Annotated in this window: 26 protein-coding genes and 1 pseudogene; 9 read left to right on the top strand and 18 right to left on the bottom strand. The window is 73.0% G+C overall.

Features of this window, described 5'->3' with window-relative positions:
* Position 1 precedes the first annotated feature (1 nt).
* From LN652_RS01890 to LN652_RS01880, 3 genes are all read right to left on the bottom strand, one after another.
* Positions 2-1,012 carry an ABC transporter permease gene (locus LN652_RS01890; RefSeq protein WP_230443024.1) on the bottom strand — a complete coding sequence of 337 codons (1,011 nt, stop codon included), beginning with the start codon at positions 1,010-1,012 and terminating at the stop codon, positions 2-4.
* A 109-nt stretch (positions 1,013-1,121) separates the two neighbouring features.
* Positions 1,122-2,789 carry an ABC transporter substrate-binding protein gene (locus LN652_RS01885; protein ID WP_230443023.1) on the bottom strand — a complete coding sequence of 556 codons (1,668 nt, stop codon included), beginning with the start codon at positions 2,787-2,789 and terminating at the stop codon, positions 1,122-1,124.
* 95 nt (positions 2,790-2,884) lie between these two features.
* Positions 2,885-3,562 (bottom strand): HAD family hydrolase, encoded by a 678-nt coding sequence (locus LN652_RS01880; RefSeq protein WP_230443022.1) that lies wholly within the window; start codon positions 3,560-3,562, stop codon positions 2,885-2,887.
* Between the two features lie 132 nt (positions 3,563-3,694).
* Between LN652_RS01880 and LN652_RS01875 the strand changes: the two genes are divergently transcribed.
* Positions 3,695-5,116 (top strand): GntP family permease, encoded by a 1,422-nt coding sequence (locus tag LN652_RS01875; RefSeq protein WP_230443021.1) that lies wholly within the window; start codon positions 3,695-3,697, stop codon positions 5,114-5,116.
* Between the two features lie 10 nt (positions 5,117-5,126).
* Here the strand turns inward: LN652_RS01875 and metH are convergent, their stop codons facing one another.
* Entirely contained in the window at positions 5,127-8,840 is a 3,714-nt protein-coding gene (metH, locus tag LN652_RS01870; RefSeq protein ID WP_230444803.1) for a methionine synthase, read from the bottom strand.
* 208 nt (positions 8,841-9,048) lie between these two features.
* Here metH and LN652_RS01865 point away from each other — a divergent pair, with 208 nt between their 5' ends.
* The gene (locus LN652_RS01865) at positions 9,049-9,894 is read left to right on the top strand and encodes a PAC2 family protein (RefSeq protein ID WP_230443020.1); all 846 of its coding nucleotides are present in this window, start codon (positions 9,049-9,051) and stop codon (positions 9,892-9,894) included.
* A gap of 77 nt (positions 9,895-9,971) precedes the next feature.
* Here LN652_RS01865 and mshC read toward each other — a convergent pair whose 3' ends face one another.
* The 4 genes from mshC to LN652_RS01845 form a co-directional block, all read right to left on the bottom strand.
* Complete coding sequence (gene mshC, locus LN652_RS01860; RefSeq protein WP_230443019.1) at positions 9,972-11,210, bottom strand: cysteine--1-D-myo-inosityl 2-amino-2-deoxy-alpha-D-glucopyranoside ligase; 1,239 nt, start codon at positions 11,208-11,210, stop codon at positions 9,972-9,974.
* 125 nt (positions 11,211-11,335) lie between these two features.
* Positions 11,336-12,118 (bottom strand): SCO1664 family protein, encoded by a 783-nt coding sequence (locus tag LN652_RS01855; RefSeq protein ID WP_230443018.1) that lies wholly within the window; start codon positions 12,116-12,118, stop codon positions 11,336-11,338.
* Entirely contained in the window at positions 12,108-12,692 is a 585-nt protein-coding gene (locus tag LN652_RS01850) for a DUF3090 domain-containing protein (RefSeq protein WP_230443017.1), read from the bottom strand. The genes LN652_RS01855 and LN652_RS01850 overlap by 11 nt, the downstream gene beginning before the upstream one ends.
* A gap of 10 nt (positions 12,693-12,702) precedes the next feature.
* Positions 12,703-13,431 (bottom strand): histidine phosphatase family protein, encoded by a 729-nt coding sequence (locus tag LN652_RS01845; RefSeq protein WP_230443016.1) that lies wholly within the window; start codon positions 13,429-13,431, stop codon positions 12,703-12,705.
* Positions 13,432-13,489: 58 nt separating this feature from the next.
* Here LN652_RS01845 and corA point away from each other — a divergent pair, with 58 nt between their 5' ends.
* Positions 13,490-14,470 carry a magnesium/cobalt transporter CorA gene (gene corA, locus LN652_RS01840; protein WP_230443015.1) on the top strand — a complete coding sequence of 327 codons (981 nt, stop codon included), beginning with the start codon at positions 13,490-13,492 and terminating at the stop codon, positions 14,468-14,470.
* Positions 14,471-14,472: 2 nt separating this feature from the next.
* Complete coding sequence (locus tag LN652_RS01835) at positions 14,473-15,723, top strand: MFS transporter (protein WP_230443014.1); 1,251 nt, start codon at positions 14,473-14,475, stop codon at positions 15,721-15,723.
* Here the strand turns inward: LN652_RS01835 and LN652_RS01830 are convergent.
* Positions 15,689-16,513, bottom strand: coding sequence for an undecaprenyl-diphosphate phosphatase (locus tag LN652_RS01830; RefSeq protein ID WP_230443013.1), 825 nt, complete (start codon positions 16,511-16,513; stop codon positions 15,689-15,691). The two genes, LN652_RS01835 and LN652_RS01830, sit on opposite strands and share 35 nt — an antisense overlap.
* A gap of 64 nt (positions 16,514-16,577) precedes the next feature.
* Between LN652_RS01830 and LN652_RS01825 the strand changes: the two genes are divergently transcribed.
* The 3 genes from LN652_RS01825 (at position 16,578) to LN652_RS01815 (ending at position 18,279) form a co-directional block, all read left to right on the top strand.
* Positions 16,578-17,525, top strand: coding sequence for an aldo/keto reductase (locus tag LN652_RS01825; protein ID WP_230443012.1), 948 nt, complete (start codon positions 16,578-16,580; stop codon positions 17,523-17,525).
* Between the two features lie 30 nt (positions 17,526-17,555).
* Positions 17,556-17,774, top strand: coding sequence for a DUF5703 family protein (locus LN652_RS01820; RefSeq protein ID WP_230443011.1), 219 nt, complete (start codon positions 17,556-17,558; stop codon positions 17,772-17,774).
* Positions 17,775-17,898: 124 nt separating this feature from the next.
* Positions 17,899-18,279 (top strand): hypothetical protein, encoded by a 381-nt coding sequence (locus LN652_RS01815; RefSeq protein WP_230443010.1) that lies wholly within the window; start codon positions 17,899-17,901, stop codon positions 18,277-18,279.
* 18 nt (positions 18,280-18,297) lie between these two features.
* Here the strand turns inward: LN652_RS01815 and LN652_RS01810 are convergent, their stop codons facing one another.
* The 6 genes from LN652_RS01810 to LN652_RS01785 form a co-directional block, all read right to left on the bottom strand.
* Positions 18,298-18,771 (bottom strand): DUF427 domain-containing protein, encoded by a 474-nt coding sequence (locus LN652_RS01810; RefSeq protein WP_230443009.1) that lies wholly within the window; start codon positions 18,769-18,771, stop codon positions 18,298-18,300.
* Positions 18,772-18,929: 158 nt separating this feature from the next.
* Positions 18,930-19,328: a hypothetical protein gene (locus tag LN652_RS01805; protein ID WP_230443008.1), complete on the bottom strand. Its 399-nt coding sequence runs from the start codon at positions 19,326-19,328 to the stop codon at positions 18,930-18,932.
* Positions 19,328-19,990, bottom strand: a complete 663-nt coding sequence (rpe, locus tag LN652_RS01800) for a ribulose-phosphate 3-epimerase (protein ID WP_230443007.1) — start codon at positions 19,988-19,990, stop codon at positions 19,328-19,330. The genes LN652_RS01805 and rpe overlap by 1 nt, the downstream gene beginning before the upstream one ends.
* A gap of 9 nt (positions 19,991-19,999) precedes the next feature.
* Positions 20,000-20,935, bottom strand: a complete 936-nt coding sequence (locus LN652_RS01795; protein ID WP_230443006.1) for a lipid kinase — start codon at positions 20,933-20,935, stop codon at positions 20,000-20,002.
* Between the two features lie 79 nt (positions 20,936-21,014).
* Positions 21,015-21,977, bottom strand: coding sequence for a non-homologous end-joining DNA ligase (gene ligD / locus LN652_RS01790; RefSeq protein ID WP_230443005.1), 963 nt, complete (start codon positions 21,975-21,977; stop codon positions 21,015-21,017).
* A gap of 22 nt (positions 21,978-21,999) precedes the next feature.
* Positions 22,000-22,974: a hypothetical protein gene (locus LN652_RS01785; RefSeq protein WP_230444808.1), complete on the bottom strand. Its 975-nt coding sequence runs from the start codon at positions 22,972-22,974 to the stop codon at positions 22,000-22,002.
* Positions 22,975-23,136: 162 nt separating this feature from the next.
* On the opposite strand from LN652_RS01785, the gene LN652_RS01780 reads away from it, so the two are divergent.
* Positions 23,137-23,886, top strand: a complete 750-nt coding sequence (locus tag LN652_RS01780; RefSeq protein ID WP_230443004.1) for an AAA family ATPase — start codon at positions 23,137-23,139, stop codon at positions 23,884-23,886.
* 22 nt (positions 23,887-23,908) lie between these two features.
* On the opposite strand, the gene LN652_RS01775 is transcribed toward LN652_RS01780, so the two are convergent.
* The gene (locus LN652_RS01775; protein ID WP_230443003.1) at positions 23,909-24,310 is read right to left on the bottom strand and encodes an RsmB/NOP family class I SAM-dependent RNA methyltransferase; all 402 of its coding nucleotides are present in this window, start codon (positions 24,308-24,310) and stop codon (positions 23,909-23,911) included.
* A 254-nt stretch (positions 24,311-24,564) separates the two neighbouring features.
* Here LN652_RS01775 and LN652_RS01770 point away from each other — a divergent pair, with 254 nt between their 5' ends.
* Positions 24,565-24,744, top strand: coding sequence for a hypothetical protein (locus LN652_RS01770; protein WP_230443002.1), 180 nt, complete (start codon positions 24,565-24,567; stop codon positions 24,742-24,744).
* Positions 24,745-24,882: 138 nt separating this feature from the next.
* Here the strand turns inward: LN652_RS01770 and LN652_RS01765 are convergent.
* Positions 24,883-25,164: pseudogene (locus tag LN652_RS01765) on the bottom strand (transcription antitermination protein NusB); the annotation flags it as partial.
* 46 nt (positions 25,165-25,210) lie between these two features.
* Entirely contained in the window at positions 25,211-25,636 is a 426-nt protein-coding gene (locus LN652_RS01760) for an MmcQ/YjbR family DNA-binding protein (protein ID WP_230443001.1), read from the bottom strand.
* Positions 25,637-25,640: the final 4 nt, after the last annotated feature.

The following is a 25,640-nucleotide window of genomic DNA, read 5'->3' as shown; positions in this document are numbered from 1 at the left end:
CTCACCTCGTCCGGATCCGGGGGTCGATGACGGCGTAGGCGATGTCGACCAGCAGGTTGACGAGCACGTAGATGACCGCGGCGGCGAGGATGAGGACCTGCAGCACGGCGTAGTCCTTGTCGCGGAACGCGGTCGCGAGCGCGGCGCCGACGCCCTGGTAGGAGAAGACGGTCTCGGTCAGCACGGCGCCGGCGAGCAGGCCGCCGACCTGGAGCCCGATCGTGGTCACCACCGGGAGCATCGCGTTGCGCAGCACGTGTCGCGCGCGGATGACCCGCGTGGTCAGTCCCTTCGCCTCGGCGGTGCGGACGTAGTCCTCGTCGAGGACGTCGAGCACCGAGGCGCGGGTGATCCGGAAGATCACCGCGAACGGGATGGTCGAGAGCGCGACGGCGGGCAGGATGAGGTGCTTGAGCGCGTCCCAGGCGGCGTCCCACTCGCGGGTGAGGATCCCGTCGAGCACGAACATGCCGGTCACCCGGGTGGCGTCGAGGCCGGTGCTCTGTCGCCCGGAGACGGGCAGCAGGTTCCACTCCACGGCGAAGAAGTACTTGAGCAGGAACGCGGTGAAGAACACCGGCACCGCCACCCCGACCAGGGAGAAGATGACGGCGCTCGTGTCGGCCGGTGAACCCCGGCGCCGGGCGGCGACGTAGCCGAGCGGGATGCCGAGCGCCACGGCGATGAGCAGGGCCAGGGCCGACAGCTCGACCGTGGCCGGCAGCCGGTCGAGGAAGATCTGGAGCGCGTCCTCGCCGGGCAGGACCTTGGTGGAGACGCCGAAGTTGCCCTGCACGGCGCGCTCGAGGAACTTGAGGTACTGCACGGGCAGCGGCTGGTCGAGGCCGAGCGCGGCCTCCAGCGCCGCCCGGCGCTCCTCGGTCTGGCGTTCTCCGAGGATCGCGGACACGGGCCCGCCCGGCAGCGAGCGCAGCCAGGCGAAGACGAGCATGGACAGCACGACGACCACCAGCACCATCTGCAGGAGCCGTCGTACGACGAAACGAACCACGAGGGGGATCTCCTCACACGCCTGCGCGGGCCGGCGGTCGTCGCGGACGACGACCGCCGGGCCTCACGCAGATGGATCGGTCAACGAGACGGGCGTGGGCGCCGTCGCGTCACTGCCCTCCCTCGACCGAGACCGACGCGAACTCCTCGGCGGTCAGCGGGCTCGGCACGACGCCGTCGACGCCGGGGCCGACGACCAGGGCCGGCGGCGAGTGGCTGATCGGCAGGCCCGGGAGGTAGTCCTCCATGATCTGGCCGTTGATCTCCTCGAAGGCCGCCGCGCGCTGCTCGTCGTCGACGATGGCGTCGGCCGACTTGAGGTCCTCGGAGAGCTGCTGGCCCCACGGGTAGGCCTTGGTGCCGAAGTCGTTCTCCTTCAGGTTGCCGAAGAACGTGCCGACGAAGTTGAACGGCGAGTCGTAGTCGCCGGTCCAGCCGAGGATGTAGGCGTCGTAGCGGCCGGCCGTCACGTTGTCGAGGTAGCCGCCGTTCCAGGAGGCCGTCTTGACGTTGACCTTGATGCCCACGGCCTCGAGGTCGGTGCGCAGCGCCTCGTAGATCTTCTGCGGGTCCGGCATGTAGGGGCGGCTGACCTCGGTCGGGTACGCGAAGGTCAGCTCCATGCCCTCGGCGCCCGCCTCCGCGAGCAGGCGCTTGGCCTCCTCGGGGTCGTAGGCGTACGGCTGGAGGTCGGTGTTGTAGCCGCTGACGGTGTCCGGCATGAACTGTGTGGCCTCGGTGGCGCCCTCGGGGAGCTGGGTCTGCACCAGCTGCTCGCGGTTGAGCGCGTGGTAGAGCGCCTGGCGGACCTTGAGGTCCTTCAGCTGCGGGTTCGCCTCGGGGTTGAGCCCGAGGTAGAGGATGTTGAACGCGTCGCGGATCTCGACGCTGTTGCCCTCGTCCTCGAGGCCGGCCCAGTCGACCGGGTTCGGCAGGTCGTAGCCGTTGATGCTGCCGGCCTCGAGCTCCTGGCGGCGGGTGCTCTCGTCCGGGATGACCCGGAACACCAGCTCGCTGACCTGCGCCGGGTCGCCCCAGTAGTCGTCGTTGCGCTCGAGGGTGATGGTGCCGTTGGCCTCGTCGTAGTCGCCGAAGGTGAACGGGCCGGTCCCGACCGGGTTGTCGGCGTAGTCGGGGAAGCTGAAGCCCTCGCCCTCGGCCTGGATGCCGTTGGCGTCGCCCTCCTCCATCGCGGTGGGCGACTGCATCGCCAGCGACGCGAGGGAGAGCATCGTCGGGAAGCCCGAGGTGGGCCCGCTGATCGAGATGGTCGCCTCGAACTCGTCGGTCGCCTCGCAGCCCTGGTAGAGCGAGTTGGCGGCGTCGTTCTTGAACGAGCCCATCACGTAGCCCCAGTACTCGCCGGCCGTCTGGCCCGCCTCGTTCTGGTCGAACATCCGCTCGAAGTTCGCGCAGACGGCCTCGGCGTTGAAGTCGGTGCCGTCGTGGAAGGTCACGTCGTCGCGGAGCTCGAAGGTCCACTCGGTGCCGTCGTCGTTGGGCGTCCACTCGGTGGCGAGCTCGGGCACGACCTCGGCCGTGCCGGGCTCGATGCCGACGAGGCCCTGGAACATCTGCCGCGTGACGCGGAAGGTCTCGCCGTCGGTGGCGTAGAACGGGTCGAACATCTCGGGAGCGCCGGCGGCGCCGAACACGAACGTCCCGTCGTCACCACCGCCCCCGCTGCTGTCGTCGCGCTGGCTCTCCGCACAGCTCGCGAGGGTGGAGGCGGTCAGCACTGCTGCCGCCAGGGTCGCCGCGGTACGACGTGGAGACATCCCGAGATTCCTTCCGTCCGGTATCCGGTCCAAGTTGTCCTGAACCCTAGACGGAGCGACGTGACCCGGGCCACACCGCCCGGGTCACGTTCGGGTCACGTGTCGCGGGCCAGCGCCGCGAGCGCGTCGGTGTCGACGCCCACCAGGGTGTCCGCGAACACCCGTCGCTCCCCCTCGAGGATCGGCACGTGGTGCGGCACGCACACCACGGTGCAGCCCGCCGCGACCGCCGACTTGGCGCCGGTGTTGGAGTCCTCGATGGCCACGCACGCGGCCGGGTCGACGCCGAGCTCCGCCGCCGCAGTGAGGTACGGCTCGGGGTGCGGCTTGCCGAGCTCGACCCGGTCGCCGGTCACCACGGTCGCGAACGAGCCCTCGGGCAGCTGCGCGAGGATCGGCGCGACGAACCGCTGCCACGACATGGTGACCAGGGCGCACGGCACGCCCCGCTCGCGCAGGTCGGTCAGCAGCTCGAGCGCGCCCGGGCGCCACGGCACCTCGTCCTCGACGCGGGCCACGACGCCGTCGAGCAGCTCGTCGACGATCTGCTGCGGGGTGCGGTCGATGCCCATGTGGACCCGGATGTAGTCACCGGAGTCGAGCAGGGCGCTGCCGACGAGGTTCATCGCGTGCTCCTGCGACCAGGTGCCGCCGTACTTGTCGGCCATCGCGTACTCGGTGGCGATCCAGTACGGCTCGGTGTCGACGAGCGTGCCGTCCATGTCCCACAGGACGGCCGCTGGGAGGTGCGTCTGCTGCGCCGTAGAAGTCACCCGTCGACCCTACCGAGGACCCGGCACGCGCCCACGGACGGCCCGGGACCTGGGCCGCGGGTGGCCACGAGCGCCTCGCACCGGTAGACAGTGGTCCTCTCGGGAGCACCTCCTGGGGACGGAGGAGGAGTCATGGTCGCTGTCCACACGTCCGTCGCGATCGTCCTGGTCATCGCCCTGATCATCAAGGGACGCATCGACCCGGTGATCTCGCTGGTCCTCGGCTCGCTCTACCTCGGCCTGGCCGCCGGGGTGGGCTTCGCCGGCACCGTCGAGGCGATCACGACCGGCTTCGGCGGGATCATGGCGGAGGTCGGGCTGCTCATCGGCTTCGGGGTGCTGATCGGCTCGCTCCTGCACTCCACCGGGGCGTTCCGACGCCTCGTGGGCCAGCTGGTGCAGCGGGTCGGGCCCGGGCGCCTCCCCTACGCGCTCACCTCGATGCTGGCCGTGGTCATGCCGTCGATCTACGTCGACGTCCAGGTCGTGCTCGCGGCGCCGGTCGCCCGCTCCGCGTCGCCCTACATCGGCCGGACCGGCCTGCCGGTGCTCGCCTCCGCGCTGGGCTGCGGGATCTTCGCCGGCTACGTGTTCGTGATCCCCGGGCTCGCGGCGATCTCGATCGCGGGCCTGCTCGACATCCGGCTGGGTGACTGGCTGGTCCTCGGCGTGGTGATCGGCCTCGTCACGGCCCTCGTCTCGACCCTCCTCATGCGGGTGCTCTTCGGGGCCGGCGGCTTCTGGGACCCCGCGACGGACGAGGAGCCGGACGAGGCGATGCTCGAGCAGGAGGCCGCCGACCGCGCCTACCTGACCGGCGAGGCCGGCTCGTCGGAGGAGGCCCTCGCCCGCACGGAGGAGTCCGCGAGCGCCGCCGAGGCCGAGGACGGCGTGCGCCGCCTCCCGCTGGTGGTCCTGATGCTGCCGATCCTCGTGCCGCTGCTGCTGATCGCGTTCGGAGCGTTCGCCGAGCTCGGCGGCTGGTCGAACGCCTTCGTCGCGTTCCTCGGCGACGCCAACGTCGCGCTCTTCGTCGGGCTGCTCGGCGCGTACGCCCTCTCCCGCGCGTCAGCCGGGTCCGAGAGGACCAACGAGGCGATGGAGGACGGCTTCCACACGACCGGCGAGATCCTGCTCATCACCGGTGTCGGCGGCTCGCTCGGCGCGGTGATCGAGGCGACCGGGCTCGACCAGGTCCTCGGTGACCTGTTCCGGGCCGACGAGGGGGCGCCGGTGGTGCTGAGCATCCTGCTGGCGTGGTTCATCGCCGCGGTCCTCCACCTCGCCATCGGGTCGGTGTCGGTGGCAGCGATCACCGCCGCCGGGATCATCGCCCCGATCCTCGACTCGCTGACCGTCTCCCCCCTCGTGATCGGCCTCGCCATCGCGTCGGGCGCGATGTTCGCGCTGCAGGTCAACAGCAACTTCTTCTGGATGTTCAAGTCGCTGCTCGGGCTCTCGACCAAGGGCACCCTGAAGACGCTGACCCTCGTCACGTCGGTGGCGTCGGTGGTCTCGCTCCCGCTGGTCATGCTGGCGGCCGTCGTCGCCTGAGTCGTCCGGGTCAGTCCTCCGGGTCGTAGCCGAGGTTCGGCGAGAGCCAGCGCTCGGCCTCGGCGAGGGTCCAGCCCTTGCGCTCGGCGTAGTCGGCGACCTGGTCGCGCCCGAGGCGGCCGACGACGAAGTACTGCGACTGCGGGTGGGAGTAGTAGAACCCGCTCACCGACGCGCCCGGCCACATCGCCATCGACTCGGTGAGCCGGATGCCGGTGTGCGCCTCGACGTCGAGCAGCTCCCACAGCGTCTGCTTCTCGGTGTGCTCCGGGCAGGCGGGATAGCCCGGGGCCGGGCGGATGCCGTCGTACTGCTCCTTGATCAGCCCGACGTTGTCGAGGTGCTCGTCGGGGGCGTAGCCCCACAGCTCCTTGCGCACCCGCTCGTGCAGCCGCTCCGCGAAGGCCTCGGCGAGCCGGTCGGCGAGCGACTCGAGGAGGATGGCGGCGTAGTCGTCGAGGTCGTCGCGGAACGCCTTCACGCGCTCGCCGAGACCGTCGCCGGCCGTCACCGCGAACGCCCCCACGTGGTCGGGCACGCCCGAGCCCTTGGGTGCCACGAAGTCGGCGAGCGAGCGGTTGGGCACGCCGTCGCGGTGCTGCCCCTGCTGCCGGAGGTGGCGGAGGGTCGCGTGCACCTCGGAGCGGTCGGACCCGAGGTAGAGCTCGACGTCGTCGCCGGTGGACGCCGCCGGGAAGAACCCGACCACGCCGTGGGCGCGGATCCACTTCTCGGCGATGACCCGGTCCAGCATCTCCTGGGCGTCGTCGTAGAGCTTGCGGGCCGCGGGCCCGGAGCTGGGGTTGTTGAGGATGTCGGGGAAGGCGCCCTTCATCTCCCACGCGTTGAAGAACGGCTGCCAGTCGATGTAGCGCCGCAGCACCGACAGGTCCTGGTCGCGGACCACGCGGACGTGGTGGGCCACCGGGGTGCCGGTCAGCGGCGACACGGCGTGGTCCTGCTGCAGCAGCATCCGCGGCTTGGGCGGGTGGTAGCCGTTCCAGTCGATCGGCGTCGCGTTGGCGCGCGCCTGCTCGAGGGTGACCAGCGGGCGGTCGTTCTTCGCCGCGTGGCGGGTGCGGAGCGAGTCGAAGTCGGCCTGCACGTCGGCCATCAGCTTCGCGCGGCCGGTCTCGTGGAGCAGGGCGGCCGCGGTCGGCACCGACCGCGACGCGTCCTTGACCCAGACGACCGCGCCCTCGTAGCGCGGGTCCACCTTCACCGCCGTGTGGGCGCGCGAGGTGGTGGCGCCACCGATGAGGAGCGGGATGGTGAGGCCCTGGCGCTGCATCTCGGACGCCACGTTGACCATCTCGTCGAGCGAGGGCGTGATCAGCCCGGACAGGCCGATGATGTCCGCGCCGACCTCCTGGGCGGTGTCGAGGATCTTCTGCGCGGGGACCATCACGCCGAGGTCGATGACCTCGTAGTTGTTGCACTGGAGCACGACGCCGACGATGTTCTTGCCGATGTCGTGGACGTCGCCCTTCACCGTGGCCATCACGATGGTGCCGTTGGTGTCCTTGGCCGTCGCGAGCGCCGGGTTGTCGAGCTTCTCCTGCTCGATGTAGGGGATGAGGTAGGCGACCGCCTTCTTCATCACGCGGGCGCTCTTGACGACCTGGGGCAGGAACATCTTGCCGGCGCCGAACAGGTCGCCGACGACGTTCATGCCGTCCATCAGCGGGCCCTCGATGACCTCGATCGGGCGGCCGCCGCGCTCCGCGATCTCGCCGCGCAGGATCTCGGTGTCGGACTCGATGTGGGCGTCGATGCCCTTCACGAGCGCATGGGTGATCCGCTCGCCGATCGGCAGCGCGCGCCACTCGTCCTCCGCGGCCTCCTCGGCGGCGGCCGTGCGGTTGTGCGCCTCGGCGACCTCCAGCAGCCGCTCGGCGGCGTCCGGGCGCCGGTTGAGCACGACGTCCTCGATCCGCTCGCGCAGCTCGTCGTCGACCTCGTCGTAGACGGCAAGCGCGCCGGCGTTGACGATGCCCATGTCGAGCCCCGCGCGGATGGCGTGGAAGAGGAACACCGCGTGGATCGCCTCGCGGACCGGGTTGTTGCCGCGGAAGGAGAACGACACGTTCGAGATGCCGCCGCTCACCTTCGCACCGGGCAGGTGCTGCTTGATCCAGCGGGTCGCCTCGATGAAGTCCTCGCCGTAGGTGGCGTGCTCCTCGATGCCGGTGGCGACCGCGAAGACGTTGGGGTCGAAGATGATGTCCTCGGGCGGGAAGCCGACCTCGTCGACGAGGATCCGGTAGGCGCGCTCGCAGATCGCCTTGCGCCGCTCGAGGTTGTCGGCCTGGCCGTCCTCGTCGAAGGCCATCACCACGACGGCCGCGCCGTACTTGCGGCACAGGCGGGCGTGCTCGCGGAACGGCTCCTCGCCCTCCTTCATCGAGATCGAGTTGACGATCGGCTTGCCCTGGACGCACTTGAGGCCGGCCTCGATCACCTCCCACTTCGAGGAGTCGACCATCACCGGGACCCGGCTGATGTCGGGCTCGGCGGCGATCAGCTTGAGGAAGCGGTCCATCGCGGCGACGCCGTCGATCATGCCCTCGTCCATGTTGACGTCGATCACCTGCGCGCCGGCCTCGACCTGCTGGGCGGCGACCCCGAGCGCGGTGTCGTAGTCGCCGTCCTTGATGAGGGTGCGGAACCGGGCCGACCCGGTGATGTTGGTGCGCTCGCCGACGTTGACGAACAGGCTGTCGGGGGTGATCGTCAGGGGCTCGAGCCCGGACAGCCGCATCACGGGCTCGACCTCGGCCGGCGTGCGCCGCTCCTTGCCGTCGACCGCGGCGGCGATCGCCGCGACGTGGTCGGGCGTCGTGCCGCAGCACCCGCCGACGAGGTTGAGGAAGCCGGCGTCGGCGAACTCGGCCAGCACCGCCGCCGTCTGGTCGGGCGTCTCGTCGTACTCGCCGAAGGCGTTGGGCAGGCCGGCGTTGGGGTAGACGCTGACGAACGTGTCGGCGAGCCGGGACAGCTCGGCGACGTAGGGCCGCATGTCCCGCGCGCCGAGCGCGCAGTTGAGGCCGATCGCGAGCGGCCGGGCGTGGCGCACGGAGTTCCAGAACGCCTCGGTCACCTGGCCGGACAGCGTCCGGCCCGACGCGTCGGTGATGGTGCCGGAGATGATGACAGGCCAGCGCCGGCCCTGCTCCTCGAAGAGCGTCTCGACCGCGAAGATCGCAGCCTTGGCGTTGAGGGTGTCGAAGATCGTCTCGATCATCAGCAGGTCGGAGCCGCCGTCGACCAGCCCGCGGGCCGCGACGAGGTAGGCGTCGGCCAGCTGGTCGAACGACACGTTGCGCGCGCCCGGGTCGTTGACGTCGGGCGAGATGGACGCCGTGCGGGTCGTGGGGCCGAGGGCGCCGGCGACCCACCGGGGCCGGTCGTCGGTGGCGACCGCGTCGGCGGCGGTGCGGGCGAGCCGTGCCGACTCGAGGTTGAGCTCGTAGGCGAGGTCCTCGAGGCCGTAGTCGGCGAGGGAGACCGCGTTGGCGTTGAAGGTGTTGGTCTCGATCACGTCGGCGCCCGCGGCGAGGTACTCGTCGTGGATGGTCCGGATGATCTGCGGCTGCGTCAGGGTCAGCAGGTCGTTGTTGCCGACGAGGTCGCTGGGGTGGTCCGCGAACCGCTCGCCCCGGTAGCCGGCCTCGTCGGGGCGGTCGCGCTGGATCGCGGTGCCCATCGCGCCGTCCAGCACCATGATCCGCTCGCGCAGGATGGCCGTCAGGGCGGCGGTGGCGTCGGGTCGGTGCTGCGGCTTCACGGGCGGGATGGTCCTCTCGGGCGTCGAACACGACCAGCCTAGGAACGGTGTCCGACAGACGGACCGGTTTCCCACATCGTGGCACCGGCGCGACGGCCGGCGAAATCAGCGCGGCTCGCTGGGCGGAGCGCCCTAGGCTGGGTGGGTGATCGAGTTCGACGACGTGCAGGACCTCGTCCACCCCGTGGTGATCGCCGCCTTCGAGGGGTGGAACGACGCTGCTGACGCGGCCTCCGGGCTCGTCGACCACCTGATGGACCAGTGGGGCGCCGAGGTCATCGGTGCCGTCGACCCCGAGGAGTTCTACGACTTCCAGGTCAACCGCCCGATCATCGGGACCGACCACCACGGCCACCGGCGGCTGACCTGGCCGACCACCCGCATCGCGGTGGCCCGGCCCGCCGGGCTCGGGCGCGACGTGATCCTGGTGCGCGGCATCGAGCCGAACATGCGGTGGCGGCAGTTCTGCGCCGAGCTCCTCGCCGCCTGCGACGACCTCGGGGCCGAGCTCGTGGTGACGCTGGGAGCCTTGCTGGCCGACAGCCCGCACACCCGCCCCATCCCGGTCTCGGGCACCGCCAGCGAGCCCGACCTCGTCGACCGCCTCGACGTCGAGCAGTCGAGCTACGAGGGCCCCACCGGGATCGTCGGCGTCTTCAACGACGCGTGCTCCCAGCTTGACATCCCGTCGGTGTCCTACTGGGCGGCCGTCCCGCACTACGTCGCCCAGCCGCCGTGCCCGAAGGCGACGCTCGCGCTGCTCCACCAGCTCGAGGAGCTGCTGCAGGCGCCGATGCCGCTCGGCGACCTCCCCGACGACGCCAAGGCGTGGGAGCGCGGCGTCGACGAGCTCGCCGCCGAGGACGAGGACGTCGCCGACTACGTCCGGGCGCTGGAGGAGACCCGCGACACCGCCGACCTCCCCGAGGCCAGCGGCGAGGCGATCGCGCGGGAGTTCGAGCGCTACCTCAAGCGCCGCGACACCGACTGACCGGCCCGAGCGGTGCCCCACCCACATTCTGAGGCTTCGGAATGTGGCTCAGGCACCGCCCACCAGCGCGCCGTACGTCAGAGCGCGAGGCCGAGGGCGGCGTCGAGGAGCCGGTGCATCGTCGCCGCCGCGTCGCGGTCGGAGGTGTCGGCGAGCCCGGTCGTGCCGACGGTGGCGTCGACCCACTCCTGGACGGCCGCGACGGCCGTCGGGGCGTCGAGGTCGTCGGCCAGCGCGGCCAGCACCCGCTCGACCACCGGCGCGGCCGGGGCGCCGGCGCCGAGCGCCAGCGCACGCCGCCACGAGGCGAGGGTGTCGACGGCGTCCCAGAGCTGGTCGTCGGTCCACTCCCAGTCGCTGCGGTAGTGGTGGCGCAGCAGGACCAGGCGGATCGCCATCGGGTCCACCTCGCTCATCCGCAGCGCGGAGACGAAGACCAGGTTGCCGCGCGACTTCGACATCTTCTCGCCGTCGTAGGCGACCATCCCGGCGTGGGCGTACGCGCGTGCGAACCGCTCCCCCGGGTGGGCCACCTGGGCGTGGCCGGCCGACATCTCGTGGTGCGGGAAGACCAGGTCGCTGCCGCCGCCCTGGACGTCGAAGGAGGTGCCGAGGTGGTCGAGGGCGATCGCGGAGCACTCGATGTGCCAACCGGGGCGACCGGGCCCCCACGGGCTGTCCCAGGCGGGCTCGCCCGGGCGCTCGGCGCGCCACAGCAGGCAGTCGAGCGGGTCCTTCTTGCCCGCGCGGTCGGGGTCGCCGCCGCGGTCGGGGAAGATCTGCAGCATCGTCTCGCGGTCGAGGCCGGACACCGTGCCGAACGCGTCGTCGGCCGTCACCGAGAAGTAGAGGTCGTCGTCGACGCGGTAGACCGAGCCGGTCTCCTCGAGGCGCTGGATGAGCGCGATCACCTGCGGGATCGACTCGACCGCGCCGGTGTAGTGGTGCGGCGCGAGGACCCGCAGCGCCTCCATGTCGTCGCGGAAGAGCTGTGTCTCGCGCTCGGCGAGCTCGACCCAGTCGACCTTGACCTTGGCGGCCCGCTCGAGCAGCGGGTCGTCGACGTCGGTGACGTTCTGCACGTAGGTCACCTCGTGCCCGGCGTTGCGCCAGGCGCGGTGCAGCAGGTCGAAGCCGACGTACGTCGCGGCGTGGCCCATGTGGGTCGCGTCGTAGGGCGTGATGCCGCAGACGTAGAGCCGCGCGGCACCCTCGGGGCGGGTCTCGACGAGCGTGCCGCCGGCCGTGTCGTGCACCCGGACGGCCGGGCCGGTCACGGGGAGCTCGGGTACCTCGGGGGACGTCCAGGCGCGCATGTCATGACCCTAGCGGGGCGCGAGGAACGAGCGCACAGCCTGGGTCAGGAGGTTGAGCAAGCGCGCGGGCGAGCCTGCGAGCCCGCGACCGCGCGTCGAAACCCCCGTCACGGCCGGGGTGACCCTCAGAAGGGCGGCCAGGGGATGACCGGGTACGACGAGGAGGGCGGGGCCGGGAACTCGGCCCGCTCGAGCAGCCGGGCGAGCCGGCGCCGGGTCGTGGCGACCTCCTGCGCGGTCAGCAGGCCGCCGAGGACGTCGCCGAGGTCGGCGTCGAGCGCGGCCGCGAGGCGGCGCAGGCCGTCGACCTCCTCCTCGACCAGGCCCTCCCCGACCCAGCCCCACAGGACGGTGCGGAGCTTGGGCTCGACGTGGAAGGTCAGGCCGTGGTCGACGCCGTGGCGGTGGCCGTCGGGCATCGGCAGGACGTGGCCGCCCTTGCGGTCGGCGTTGTTGACGACGACGTCGAACAGCGCCATCCGGCGCAGCGGCGCGGAGTCCTCGTGCACCAGCGACACCGCCCGGTCGTGGGCGTCGAGGCCGTCGAACACGTGCCGGAACCCGTCGGGGACCCGGCCCTCGCGGACGATGTCGACGGGCGCCTGCTCGGGGTCCTCGTCACGCCACAGCTGCACCATGCCGGTGCCGTGCGGGCCGTCGCGCAGCACGGTGGGCGGGACCACGTCCCAGCCCAGCGCCTCGGAGACGGCGTGGGCCGCCACCTCGCGGGCGGCGAGGGTGCCGTCGGGGAAGTCCCACAGCGGCCGCTCCCCCGCGACCGGCTTGTAGACGACGCGGACGCCGTCGACCTCGCCGACGAAGGTCGCGTTGGAGGCGGGCAGGACCCGGCCGTGCAGGGTGAGCTCGCCGTCCGGGACCCGCGCCTCGGTCGGCAGGTCAGGGCTCACGGCGGCGGAAGCCGTTCGCGCGCACGCACAGGTGGCCGTCGGGGTCGATCGGCTCCCCGCAGAACGGGCAGTCGGGGCGACCGGCACCGATGACGTTCCGGGCGCGCTCGACGAACGACCGCGCCGCGGCGGCGGTGATCCGGACCAGGAAGATCTCCTCGGGCTCCGGCTCGAGCAGGTCCTCGAGGTCCTCCTGGAGCTGCTCGGGCGACACGACGGCCGCCTCGGAGAACGGAAAGACCTCGATGACGACGCGCTCGTCCTCGGTGTCCCACGACAGCGTCATGGTGCCGGCGCGGAACTCCTCCTCGATCGGCTGCTCGAGGGGCCGGTTGTCGGTGAGGTCGCGCGGCGCGATGGCCGGGATCAGCACCTCGTCGCCGGCGGCGCGCATGAGCTCGTCGAGGAGCTCGTCGACGCGCTCGGCGAGGGCCGAGACCTGCTGCTTCTCCAGCGACACGCTCACCAGGCGCGCGCCCTCGCGCGCCTGCAGGAAGAAGGTGCGCTGACCGGGTTCGCCGACGGTTCCGGCGACGAAGCGCTCGGGCGGGTCGAAACGGTGGACGACGGGCATGTCACTCACCCTAGGACCTCCCCGGCTGCGTGCCCGGCCCGGCTCCGCCGCCCACCGCCGCGTCGCCGCTGCGGCTGCGGGAGCCGCGGCGCGGCTTGCGCGGCGGCGTCAACCACGACAGGTCGCCGCCGTGGGTGTTGGTGCCGAGCACGAACGGGCGCGACTCGGTGTAGCGGACGACCGACACCGACGCCGGGTCGACGTGGATGCGCTGGAACAGGTCGAGGTGGGTGCCGAGGGCGTCGGCGAGGATCGACTTGATCACGTCGCCGTGGCTGACCGCGAGCCACACCGCGTCGGGGCCGTGCTCGGCGTCGACGCGTGCGTCGTGGCGGCGTACGGCGGCGACCGCGCGGTCCTGCATGGCGCGCATCGACTCCCCGCCGGGGAAGGTCGCGGCCGACGGCTGCGCCTGCACCGTCCTCCAGAGCTTCTCCTTGGCGAGCTCCTTGAGCGGGCGGCCCTGCCAGTCGCCGTAGTCGCACTCCGACAGCTGCTTGTCGGTGCTGGGCCGCAGCGGCTCCTGCTGGCGGCGCAGGACCTCGCGGGCGGTCTCGCGGCAGCGCTCGAGCGGGCTCGTCACGGCGGCCGCGAGGCGTACGCCGGCGAGCCGGTCACCGACCGCGGCGGCCTGCGCGACGCCGGTGTCGTCGAGGTGCACGCCGGGCAGCCGGCCGGCGAGCACACCGGTCGCGTTGGCGGTGGACCTGCCGTGGCGGACGAGGATCACGGTTGCCATGCCCCGACCCTAGTGGTGGCTCCCGAGCCGGCGGCTCCGCAACCACTAGCCTGACGAGGTGATCGTCGACAACGCCCTCTACCACCGGGGCCAGCGCGTGCCGCTGGGTCACGAGGGGCACGAGAGCCTCGGGCACGCCCGGGTGCCGTGCGACCCCGGCGACTTCCAGTGGATCGGCGTCCACGACCCGACGCCCGACGAGCTCGACGTGATCGCCCGCACCTTCGACCTGCACCCGCTCGCGGTCGAGGACGCCGGCGACTCCCACCAGCGGCCCAAGCTCGAGCGCTACGGCGACACGCTGTTCCTGGTCCTCAAGACGCTCTGGTACGTCGACGAGGAGGACGCGGTCGAGACCGGCGAGATCAACATGTTCGTCGGCCCCGACTTCGTCGTGACGGTGCGCCACGGCCAGGGCATCGACCTCGCGTCCGCGCGCCGCGACCTCGAACGCCGCGCGCAGGTCCTCGAGCACGGCCCGATGGCGGTGCTCTACGCCATCTGCGACCGGGTGGTCGACGAGTACGAGCGGGTGGGGGCGGCCCTCGAGATCGACGTCGACGAGGTCGAGGAGTCCGTCTTCTCCCCCGCGCGCACCGACGACTCGAACCGCATCTACGTCCTCAAGCGCGAGATCGCCGAGGTCCGGCGTGCGGTGCTGCCGCTGCGCGAGCCGATGCGCAAGTTCGCGATGGGCGTCGACGAGCGGATCACGGACGAGACCGCGACCTACTTCCGCGACGTCGCCGACCACCTGCAGCGGGTCTCGGAGGTGATCGACAACCTCGACATCCTGCTCTCCACCGCGTTCGAGGCCCACCTCGCGCGCATCTCGGTGCAGCAGAACGAGGACATGCGCAAGATCTCCGCGGGCGCCGCGCTGGTGGTCGTCCCGACCCTCATCGCCGGCGTCTACGGGATGAACTTCGACCACATGCCCGAGCTGCACTGGCGCTACGGCTACCCGTTCGCGGTCGCCCTCATGGTCGGCGTCGCAGGCGGGCTGTTCGCGTTCTTCAAGAAGTCCGGCTGGCTGTGACCATGGGCCCGCCGTCCGCCTGGCGGGTCGTGTGGTGGTTCGGCCTGGTCAGCCTGGCAGCGGACATGGTCTACGAGGGCGCCCGGTCCGTCTACGGCCCGCTGCTCGCCGCGCTCGGGGCCTCGGCGGTGGTGGTGGGCCTGGTCACCGGGGCCGGCGAGGCGGTCGCCCTCGTGGCGCGCCTGGCGTTCGGACCGCTGGCCGACCGCACCGGCCGCTACTGGAGCCTGACGATCGCGGGCTACGGGCTCACGGCCGTGTGCGTGCCGCTGCTGGCGCTGGCGCCCCGGCTCGGCGCGGCCGGGCTCGCGTTCGCGGCGTCGATGATCCTCCTCGAGCGCCTCGGCAAGGCGGTCCGCTCGCCGTCGAAGTCGGCGCTGCTGGCCCACGCCGCGTCCGCCGTGGGCCGCGGCCGGGGCTTCGGGGTGCACAAGGCCCTCGACCAGGTCGGCGCCTTCGCGGGTCCGCTCGTCGTGGCGGCGGTGGTGGCGGTGGGCTCGCTGTGGTGGGGCGTCGGCGTGCTCGCGGTGCCCGGGGCGCTGGCCATGGTCCTGCTGCTCGCGCTGCGGCGTCGGGTCCCCGACCCCGCGGTCCACGACGTCGCCCCTGCCGCCGCTCCTGCGACCGCCGCCGGGTCGGCTCCCGTCGCGGACCGTCCGGGCCGCGGCTGGTGGGCGACCGCCGTCGGCGCGGGGCTCCCCCGCGAGTTCTTCCGCTACGCCGTCGCCGCCTCGCTCACCACGGGCGCCCTGGTGACCTTCGGCATCATCGGCTACCACCTCGTCGTGGCCGGGCTGGTGCCCGTGGCGTCGGTGCCGCTGGTCTACGCCGCCGCGATGGCGGTGGAGGCGGTCGCCGCGCTGGGCGTGGGAGCCGTCTACGACCGCACCGGCCCGGTGGTCCTGCTCGTCGTGCCGGTGCTCGTGGCGCTGGTCCCGGCGCTCGCGCTCGGGTCCGCGCTCGTCGCGGTGCTGCTCGGCGTGGTCGCCTGGGGGTTCGCCCAGGGCGTGCAGGACTCGACGGTGAAGGCCGTGGTGGCCGAGCTGGTCGAGGCGCCGCGCCGCGCGACGGCGTACGGCGTGTTCGCGGGCGTCCAGGGGCTCTTCGCGGTCGTGGGCGGCGTCGGCGCGGGCTGGCTCTACGAGCGCTCGCTGCCCGCGCTGGTCGCGGTCGTCGCCCTCACCCAGGTGCTGGCGCTCGTGCTGCTGGTCGGGACGCTCAGGCGCTCAGCACGCCCGCGCCCAGCAGGATGAGGGTCGCCGCGCCGAGCGCGACGCGGTAGAGCACGAACGGGGTGTACGACCGGGTGCTGACGTAGCGCAGCAGCCACGCGATCGCGGCGTAGCCGACCACGAACGACACCACCGTCGCGGTGATCGTCGGCCCCCAGCCGAAGTCGTTGTGGCCGTGCGGGATCTCCTTGAGCTCGAACAGCCCGGCGCCGACCACGGCGGGGATGGCGAGCAGGAAGGCGAAGCGGGTGGCGGCCTCGCGCTCGAGGCCGAGGAAGCGTCCGGCCGAGATGGTCGCGCCGGACCGGGAGACGCCCGGGATGAGCGCCAGCGCCTGGGCGGCGCCCATCAGCACCGCGTCCTTGAGGGTGATCTTGCCGAGCGTGCGGTCGGTGCGCCCGACCCGGTCGGCGATCCCGAGCACGACGCCCATGACGATCAGGGTGGTGCCGATGATCCAGAGGTTGCGGAAGTCCCGCTCGATCACGCCCTTGAGCAGCACGCCGAGCACCACGATCGGCAGCGAGCCGACGATGATGTACCACCCCATCCGGGCGTCGACGCCGCCGCGGAACTCCGGCTGGAACAGCGAGCGCACCCACGCGCTGCCGATGCGCCAGATGTCCTTGCGGAAGTAGATGAGCACCGCGAGCTCGGTGCCGATCTGGATCACCGCGGTGAACGCGGCGCCGGGGTCGCCCCACCCGAACAGCTCGGGGAAGATCCGCAGGTGCGCGCTGCTCGAGATCGGCAGGAACTCGGTGAGGCCCTGGATGATGCCGAGCACGACCGCTTTGAGGAGATCCGTCACAGCGGGTCAGCCTACGGGCGCGTCCGTGCCCGTCCACGTGCGACCCGTGGCTACCCTCACCTCCATGCAGCAGCGTTCGCTCGGGGCCACCGGCCTCAAGGTCTCCCGGCTCGGGCTCGGCACGATGACCTGGGGTCGCGACACCGACGAGCACGAGGCCCGCGACCAGCTGGTCGCGTTCGTCGAGGCGGGCGGCACGCTGCTGGACACCGCGGCCGGCTACGGCGACGGTGCGAGCGAGGAGCTGATCGGCAGCCTGCTCGGTGACGTGGTCGCGCGCGACGAGGTCGTCCTGGCGACCAAGGCGGGCATCTCGCGGCGCACCGGCGAGCGGGTCACCAACACCTCGCGCGGCCACCTCCTGCCCGCCCTCGACGCCTCGCTGAAGCGGCTGGGCGTGGACCACGTCGACCTGTGGCAGGTGCACGTGTGGACCGACGAGACGCCGCTGGAGGAGACGCTCTCGGCGCTCGACCTCGCGGTGAGCTCGGGACGCGTGTCCTACCTCGGCGTCTCCAACTACACGGGCTGGCAGACCGCGCAGGCCGCCACCTGGCAGCGCGCGGTCCCGGGCCGTACGCCGCTGGCCTCGACCCAGGTCGAGTACTCGCTGCTCAACCGCACGATCGAGCACGAGGTGCTGCCGGCCGCGGAGGCGCTCGGGCTCGGCGTGCTGCCGTGGTCGCCGCTCGGGCGCGGCGTGCTGACCGGCAAGTACCGCACCGGGACGCCGTCGGACTCCCGCGCCGCCACCGAGCACTTCGGCCGGTTCGTCGGCACGTACCTCGACGACCGCGGCCGCGGCATCGTCGAGGCCGTGGCCCGCGCGGCCGACGGGCTGGGCTGGTCGCCGCTGGAGGTCTCGCTCGTGTGGGTGCGTGACCGCGCCGGCGTCACCTCGCCGATCGTCGGCGCCCGCACCGCCGCCCAGCTCGACGGCGCCCTCGGCGTCGAGGACCTGACCCTGCCACCCGAGATCGTCGCGGCCCTCGACGACGTCTCGGCCGACTGACCACGACGAGAGGAGACCAGAGTGGCCAGGATGCACCGCCGTCCCCCCGGCCGCGGGATCGAGTGGGAGTTCGAGACGCTCGTGCTCCCGAAGGACTTCTCGCGCAACGTCGTCACCCGCCTCCTCGTCGAGCGCGCCGAGCACGGCGGGTGGGAGCTCGACCGGCTCCGCATCGGCAACGACGGCAAGCGCCGCGTCGTCCTGCGTCGCAAGATCATCCGGCAGCGGCTGACCCTCTTCGCCGGCTGACCCCCTTCCCTCTGCTGTCGGGCCGACCCCTGCCATGGGGTGAGGACCCCATGGCGCGGTGCGCCCGCGCGTGGTGTGCTCGTCCGCAGGGGTCGCTCGGGCCCCCGACGAGGGGATGACGCACATGAGCTGGCACACGCGTACGGGCCGCCGACCGGCCATCGGGATCGTCGAGCTGGCCGTGGACCCGGCCGACGTGGACCGCGAGACCTACCCGGTGCGGATGCGGCTGACCCGCGCCCTGAGTCCCTACGAGGCCGACGCGCTGGCCGCGAGCGAGCCCGGCGTGCGCAGCGAGGGCGACGCGGTCGTCCTCCCCCACGCCCGGCTCGACGACGTCGCGCGCGAGGTCGAGGCGTGGACCGCCCGGCTCGAGCGCGTGCAGTCCCGCGCCGACGAGCTCGAGGGCCAGTCGTGGGTCGCCGACGACCGGCGCATCGCCGAGCAGGAGCGGCACGGGTCGCACCTGCTCAGCCAGCAGGTCGACGACCGCGGCCTGCACTGAGCGGCCCGCGCCGCCGGCTCACCAGCCGGAGGTGCCCGGGGCGCCCTTGAACGGTCCGGTCACGCGCGAGGTGATCCAGCCGCCGTAGAAGCTGCCCGGCTGCGGCTGGACGACCTCGCCGTCGACGGTGCACCGGTCGACCCGGCCGGGATAGAGCGCGACGTGGTCGACCAGCGCCTCGAAGGCCTTCGTCGGCGTCGGGTAGGTCCAGGCGATCGCCGGCAGCACCTCGTCGCCCACGACGAGGTCGAAGTAGGCGGCCTGCCCCTTCCACTCGCACCACGACGCCCCCTCGCCGGGACGCAGGACGCCGTCGGCGAAGGCGCTGCGCGGCAGGTAGTACGTCGGCGGGTGGCTGGTCTCCAGCACCCGCAGGCTGGCGGTGGTGTCGGCGACGACCACACCGGCGTGGGTGACGACGACGTGCTCGCTGCTCGGCTCGACCCGCGGCGGGCGCGGGTAGTCCCACACGGACTCGGTCGGCTCGCTCATGCGCCCACCGTACGCAGCGTCGCCCAGCCCTCCAGCCCCCAGCCCTCCACAGCCTCCCCGGTAGTCCGCTGCGATCAGCCGGTCCTCCGGGCCCCACCAGCGGCCGATCGCAGCGGACTACCGGAGCGAGGGCGGGAGGGCCTGTGGACGATCGCTGCTCAGCCCGGCTCGTGCCCCGGCGGGTACGCGCGCCACTCGCCGCGGGCGTCCGGGTGGTCGCGCAGGTGCTCCTGCACCCGGCGCAGGTCCGCCTCCTCCTGCAGTCGCGTCGGGCTCTCGGGCGTCTGGCTGGGCTCGAGGTCGTAGGTGTAGTACACGAGGTAGGGCGCGTCCTCCGCCTCCGCGGCGGCCAGCGCGCGGCGCAGGTGCTCGGCCGCGCCGTCGAAGGAGCCGTAGATGACCCTGGCGAGATCACTCCAGTCGTCCTCGGTCATGACGATCTCGACGCGACGTCGGCCCGTCCGGAGACGGATCCGGCCCGGAGTCGAGGCGTCGACCTCACCCATCCTCGCCAGCAGGTCCAGGAGCCGCTCCCAGAGGCGCGCGTAGGGCTGCATCAGCCCGCCGCCGAGGCCGCCGTCGCCCGCAGCGCCTCGACCATCGCGTCGGGGTCGTCGGCGGAGTAGACGGCCGAGCCGGCGACGAAGACGTCGGCTCCGGCCTCGGCGCACCGCTCGATGGTCTCCAGCGAGACGCCGCCGTCGACCTGGAGCCAGGTCTCGACGCCGTGCTTGTCCATGAGGGCGCGGGCGGTCCGGATCTTCGGCAGGCACAGGTCGAGGAACTTCTGGCCGCCGAAGCCGGGCTCGACGGTCATGATGAGCACCATGTCGAGCTCGGGCAGCAGCGCCTCGTAGGGCTCGATCGGCGTGGCCGGCTTGAGCGCCATCGACGCGCGGGCGCCCTGCGCCCGGATCTCCCGGGCGAGCCGCACCGGGGCCTTCGCCGCCTCGACGTGGAAGGTGACCGACCCGCAGCCGGCCTCGGCGTACGCCGGCGCCCACCGGTCGGCGTCCTCGATCATCAGGTGCGCGTCGAGCGGCTGGGAGGCGTGCTGGCTGAGCGCCTCGACGACCGGGAGCCCGAGGGTGAGGTTGGGCACGAAGTGGTTGTCCATGACGTCGACGTGCACCCAGTCCGCGCTGGGGATGCGCGCCACCTCGTCGGCGAGGCGCGAGAGGTCGGCGTTGAGGATGCTCGGAGTGATCTGGATGCCCACGCGACGATCCTAGGGACCCGACGCCCCGTCCATCCGGGCGGCACCGCTCCCCCGCGGCACGACGACGTGCAGGGCGTTCCGGTCGACCTCGAAGGTGGCGGGGGTCGTCGCGGCGATCTCGCCGTCGAGGTTGACCTCGAGCGGCTCGTCGGTGACCAGCCGGATCCGGCGTGCCGTCACGTGGTGGACCCGCTCGTGCTCGACGAGGTGTCCGGTGCGCAGCAGCCGTGCGAGCGAGACGTGGTCGCGCAGGCGGCCGCGCTCCACGGCGTAGACGTCGAGCAGGTGGTCGTCGATCGAGGCGGTCGGCGAGACGGTCAGCCCACCGCCGTAGTGGCGGCCGTTGCCCACCGCCACCTGCAGCAGGTCCTCGAGCTCCAGCGTGGCGCCGTCGGCGAGCTCGAGCCGGGCGGCGAACGGCCGGTGCGAGCGGTAGGCCCGCAGCGTCGCGACCGGGTACGCCAGACGGCCGAGCCGGCGCTTGAGGCCGGGCGTGAGCCGGCGGGTGACCGCGACCGACAGGCCGAGCGACGCGACGTTGAGGTAGGCGCGCCCGTCGACCCGGCCGAGGTCGACGTCGACGACGTGCCCCTCGGTCAGGGTGCGGACGGCGGCCGGGAGCGCCGTCGGGATGCCCAGGGTGCGGGCGAAGTCGTTGGCGGTGCCCAGCGGCAGGACCCCGAGCGCCGTGCCGGTGTGGGCGACCCGGGCCGCCGCGCAGCCGATCGTGCCGTCACCGCCGCCGACCACCAGCAGGTCGGGGGTGGCGGCGAGGGCCGCGTCGAGCGCCGCCTCGAGCCCGGCCCCGCCGTGCGCGGGGTGGACGACGACCTCCCGACCCGGACCGCGCAGGTGCTGCTCGACGAGCGGGAGCACCCGCGCGCCGGTCCGCGCGGCCGTGTTGACGACGACCGCGACCCGGTCGGTGGTCGGCTGGGTGTGCATGCCCTCGAACCTAGGCAGCAAGCGTGAGAGGACCGTGAGGACGACCTGTGCGCGCGCTGAGACGCGGGTGTCGCGAACCTCACCCCGACTGCTCGTCGAGGTCGGGGGTCTCGCGCCCGTCGGCCTCGTCGCGGTCGGCCCACTCCAGCAGCGGCGCGATGTCGAACGGGTGGGCGTCGATGTCCCCGTGCAGGTCGCCGATCGCGGCGAAGCGGTCGGGCATGGTGACGATGGTGAAGTCGTCGGGCGCGCAGTCGTCGACCTCGTCCCAGCGCACCGGGGCGGACACGCGCGCGTTGGCGACGCCGCGCACGGAGTACGCCGCGGCGATGGTGTGGTCGCGGGCGTTCTGGTTGTAGTCGACGAACAGCTGCGAGGGGTCGCGGTCCTTGCGCCACCAGGCGGTGGTCACGTCGCCCTCGGCGCGGCGCTCGACCTCGCGGGCGAAGGCGAGCGCGCCCCGGCGTACGTCCTGGAAGCCGTGGTCGGGCGGGATCCGGACGTAGACGTGGAGCCCGGAGCCGCCGCTCGTCTTGGGGAACCCGACCGCGCCCAGCTCGTCGAGCACCTCGTGGACGACGTGGGAGACGCGCTGGACGGTCGCCCAGTCGCAGTCCGGCCCGGGATCGAGGTCGATGCGCCACTCGTCGGGCTTCTCGGTGTCGTCGCGGCGGCTGTTCCACGGGTGGAACTCGACGGTCGACATCTGGACCGCCCAGACCACGCTGGCCAGCTCCGTCACGCAGAGCTCGTCGGCGGTGCGCTTCCACCGCGGGAAGAACAGCCGCACGGTCTCGACCCACTCGGGGGCCCCGGCGGGGAGGCGCTTCTGGTGCACCTTGTCGCCGGCCAGGCCCTTCGGGAAGCGGTGCAGCATGCACGGACGCTCGCGCAGCGCGTTGACGATCCCGTCCCCGACGCTGAGGTAGTACTCGACCAGGTCGAGCTTGGTCGCGCCGGTCTCGGGGAAGTAGACCCGGTCGGGGTTGGTGACCTTGACGACCCGGTCGTCGACCTCGACCTCGATGAACGGAGACGCCACGGGCCGACCCTAGCGCCGAGCGCTACTGCGTCGAGGTCGTCGTGGGCTCGGGCGTGGCGGACCCGCGGACGGCCGGCGCCTCGACCGTGACCGGGTCGGACCAGCCCTCGTCGGCGTACTGGCTCTCGGGGCGGTGCCAGCGGTACTGGGTCGTCTCGGTGACCTGCACGACCGCGCGTGCGACGCCGTCGGGGTCTGCGAGCACCGGTGCGCCCTCGGCGCGCCAGGCTCCACCGGGGGCACGGGACTCCAGCACCAGCGGGTCGCCCGTGACGCGCCCGGACGGGTCGGTGACCCGACCTGTCACGACCACCGCGTCGGTGGAGCGGTCGACGGCGGCCGTGGTGGTCAGCGCGACGCCCTCGAAGTCGATCGACGACCCGTCGGCGCCGATCGCGTCGAGGTTGAACGCGCGCCCGTCGCAACCGAAGCCCGTGACCACGAAGCCGGGGCCGTCGCCGTGCTCGGCCGCGAACTGCGCCGGCGTCGCCGACCCGGCGCGGGCGACGACGGTCCGGGACGTGAGGTCGACCAGCGACCACGCGAACGTGAGGTCGCCGGCTCGGACCGTCGTCCACGAGCCCGGCGGGACCACGAGCTCGGACCGGGCGACCCAGGCGGTACCGGGCGGGTTGGCGGCGGTCACGGTGACGAGGTGGGCGACACCGGTGGTGCCGCCGGTCGCCGCGACCTGCAGCGAGGCGTCGACCGCGGCGAGCGAGTCGATGCGGGCGTAGGGGCCGGAGGCCGTGCCGCCACCCTGCGGGACCAGGCCGAGGGAGCGGCGCCCGGCGGGAGCGGCGTAGGGGCCGAGGTTGATGCGCGGCACCGGGGCGGTGCCCGCGCCGAAGACGTCGGCGCACGAGACGTAGGTGAGGAAGAGCCCGTCGTCACCCGTCGAGGGACCGCTGACGGTCCGGGGCGCGGCCTGCGCCGGGCCGGCGACGGCGACCGCCACCAGGCTCGCCGCGGCGAGCATCGTCCCTGTCGTGCGCACCCGCATTCGTCCGTCCTGCTCCCCGTGACCTGCGGCACCCCTCCGGCGCCGCGAGCTTGCACCCATCATGCTTGCCCACCCCAAGGATGGGAACCCGCGGCGCGCGGCGGAAACCCCCAAATGTGGGGTGCCCACCAGCACCGGGTGGCTAGGTTCGGAGCCATGCCGCTGAGGAGCACGCCCGTGCCGCGCCACCCGGTGCGCCGCGTGGAGGCGCGCCCCGGGCACGGGCTCGCACCCGAGGCCTACCCCGCCTCGATCCCCGCGGTGCGCCAGGTCCTCGCCGACGGGCTCGACCTCGGGCCCGGGGTGACCTTCCTCGTCGGGGAGAACGGGTCGGGCAAGTCCACCCTCGTGGAGGCCGTCGCGACCGCGTACGGCCTCTCCCCGGAGGGCGGCAGCACCGGGAGCAGGCACTCCACCCGCCCGACCGAGTCGGTCCTCGGCGACGCGCTCCACCTCGTCCGCGGCGTGGGGTCGAGCCGGTGGGGGTTCTTCCTGCGCGCCGAGACGATGCACGGCTGGTACTCCTACCTCGAGGACAACCCGTCGTGGAGCCCCGACCCCGAGCCGCGGTTCCACGAGATGAGCCACGGCGAGTCGCTCCTGAAGGTGCTGGAGTGGCGCTTCACGGGCGCCGGGTTCTTCTGCCTCGACGAGCCGGAGGCCGCGCTGTCGTTCTCCTCGACGCTCGGGCTGGTCGCGGTGCTGCAGCGCGTGGTGGCCGAGCGCGGCCAGGTCCTGTGCGCGACCCACTCCCCCGTGCTGGCGGCGATGCCGGGCGCGCGGGTCCTCGAGGCCGGTCCGTGGGGGCTGCGCGAGACCGCGTGGGCCGACCTCGCGCTCGTCGACCACTGGCGCCGCTACCTCGCCGACCCCTCGGCGTACCTGCGCCACCTGCGCGACGGCTGAGCCCCTCGCGCGGCCGGCCCCGTCAGCGGCGACGGCGCAGGGTCGCGGCGTACATCGCGTCGGTCCCGTCGCGGTGCGGCCACAGCTGGAAGGAGCCGACCAGCTCGGTGTCGTCGCGGCGCCCGCGGACGGCCTCGACGACGTGCGAGGTCTCGGCGAGGACCGGCGAGCAGGTCGCGTAGACGACGACGCCGCCCGGACGCACGGACTCCAGCGCGACGTCGAGCAGCACCTGCTGGAGCCCGACCAGGACGTCGACGTCGGCCGGCGAGCGACGCCAGCGCGACTCCGGCCTGCGTCGCAGCGCCCCCAGCCCGGAGCAGGGGGCGTCCACCAGCACCCGGTCGAAGGTGCCCGGGACCCAGGCGGGGCGGGTCCCGTCGCCGGCGACGACGTCGACCGAGCCCGCGGGCAGAGCCGCCATGGCCGAGGCGACGAGGGCGGCGCGGTGCGGCTGCCGCTCGTGGGCGACGAGCCGCGCACCCGCTCTGACCGACCCAGCAGCGCGGCCTTGCCGCCGGGGCCGGCGCACAGGTCGAGCCAGCGCTCGTCGCGCCCGTCGAGGTCGGCGTCGGCGAGCGCGAGGGCGACGAGCTGCGAGCCCTCGTCCTGCACGCCCGCGCGTCCCTCCGCGACGGCCGGGATCGCCGACGGGTCCCCTCCCGGCAGCACCGCGCCGTGGGGCGACAGGTCGGTGCGGGTGGCGCCGGCCGCCTCGAGCTCCGCGACGTCGGCCAGGCCCGGACGCGCGACGAGGGTGACCCGCGGGGCCGCGTTGTCGGCGGCGAGGAGCGCCTCGAGCTCGTCGTCGGAGCCGAGCGCCTCGGCGAGCAGGTCCACGACCCAGCGCGGGTGTGACCCCGCCACCGCGAGGTGGCCGTGCAGGTCGCCGGCGCGGTCCGGCGCCACCTGCGTGATCCACTCCTCCGCCGACCGGCGGCTGACCGTGCGGAGCACCGCGTTGACCAGTCCGGCCGGCCCCTGGCCGACGCTCGCGCGCACCAGGTCGACGCTCGTCGAGATGGCGGCGTGGTCGGGCACCCGCATCGAGAGCAGCTGGTGGACGCCGAGGCGCAGCACGTCGCGCACCTCCGGCTGCAGGCGCGGCCTGGTCAGGCAGGCGTCGATGACGGGGTCGTAGAGCCCGTGCATCCGGATCGCACCGGAGGCCAGCTCGGTGGCGAGCGCCGCGTCGCGGCCCTCGAGCCGGTGCTTGCGCAGCACCTGCGGCAGCTCGAGGTTGGCGTACGCGCGGTCGGCGCGGACCGCGGTCAGCACGTCCAGCGCGGCCCGCCGCGGACGGTCGACGGGCCGGCGACGCCGCTCAGCCACCGAGGTGCTCCTTCACGAGCCGCTTCGGGGCGCGGTGGGCCCAGGCCTCGGTGATCACCTCGGCCAGCTCGGCCCGCCCCAGCTCGCCGAGGCGGGACTGCTGGACCAGGACGGCGTTGTAGCCGCGGAAGTGGTCGATGGTGAAGAACGGGGTCGCCTCGTCCTCGACCAGGGCCAGCTTGTCGGCCTCGGTGGGGGTGACGATCACGACCAGGTCGTCGTACATCTCCCCGGTCACCGGGTCGACCGCCGTGGGGTGGGGGTGCCGGTAGAGCACGAAGCCCTTGCCCTTGTCGCCGCGCGGGACCTTCCAGGTGGGGACGTCGCCCCACGAGGTGCCGAGCTCGGTCTCCGGGAGGGAGGCGCAGATCTCGTCGACGTCCTCCGGGACGGCGGGCCGGTCGGCGTCGGCGCTCACCGGG

Origin of the sequence: Nocardioides okcheonensis (assembly GCF_020991065.1) — a bacterium.
Classification (GTDB): domain Bacteria; phylum Actinomycetota; class Actinomycetes; order Propionibacteriales; family Nocardioidaceae; genus Nocardioides; species Nocardioides okcheonensis.
The sequence above is the reverse complement of the archived record's forward strand: the minus strand, read 5'-3'. Positions and strand labels throughout refer to the sequence as shown.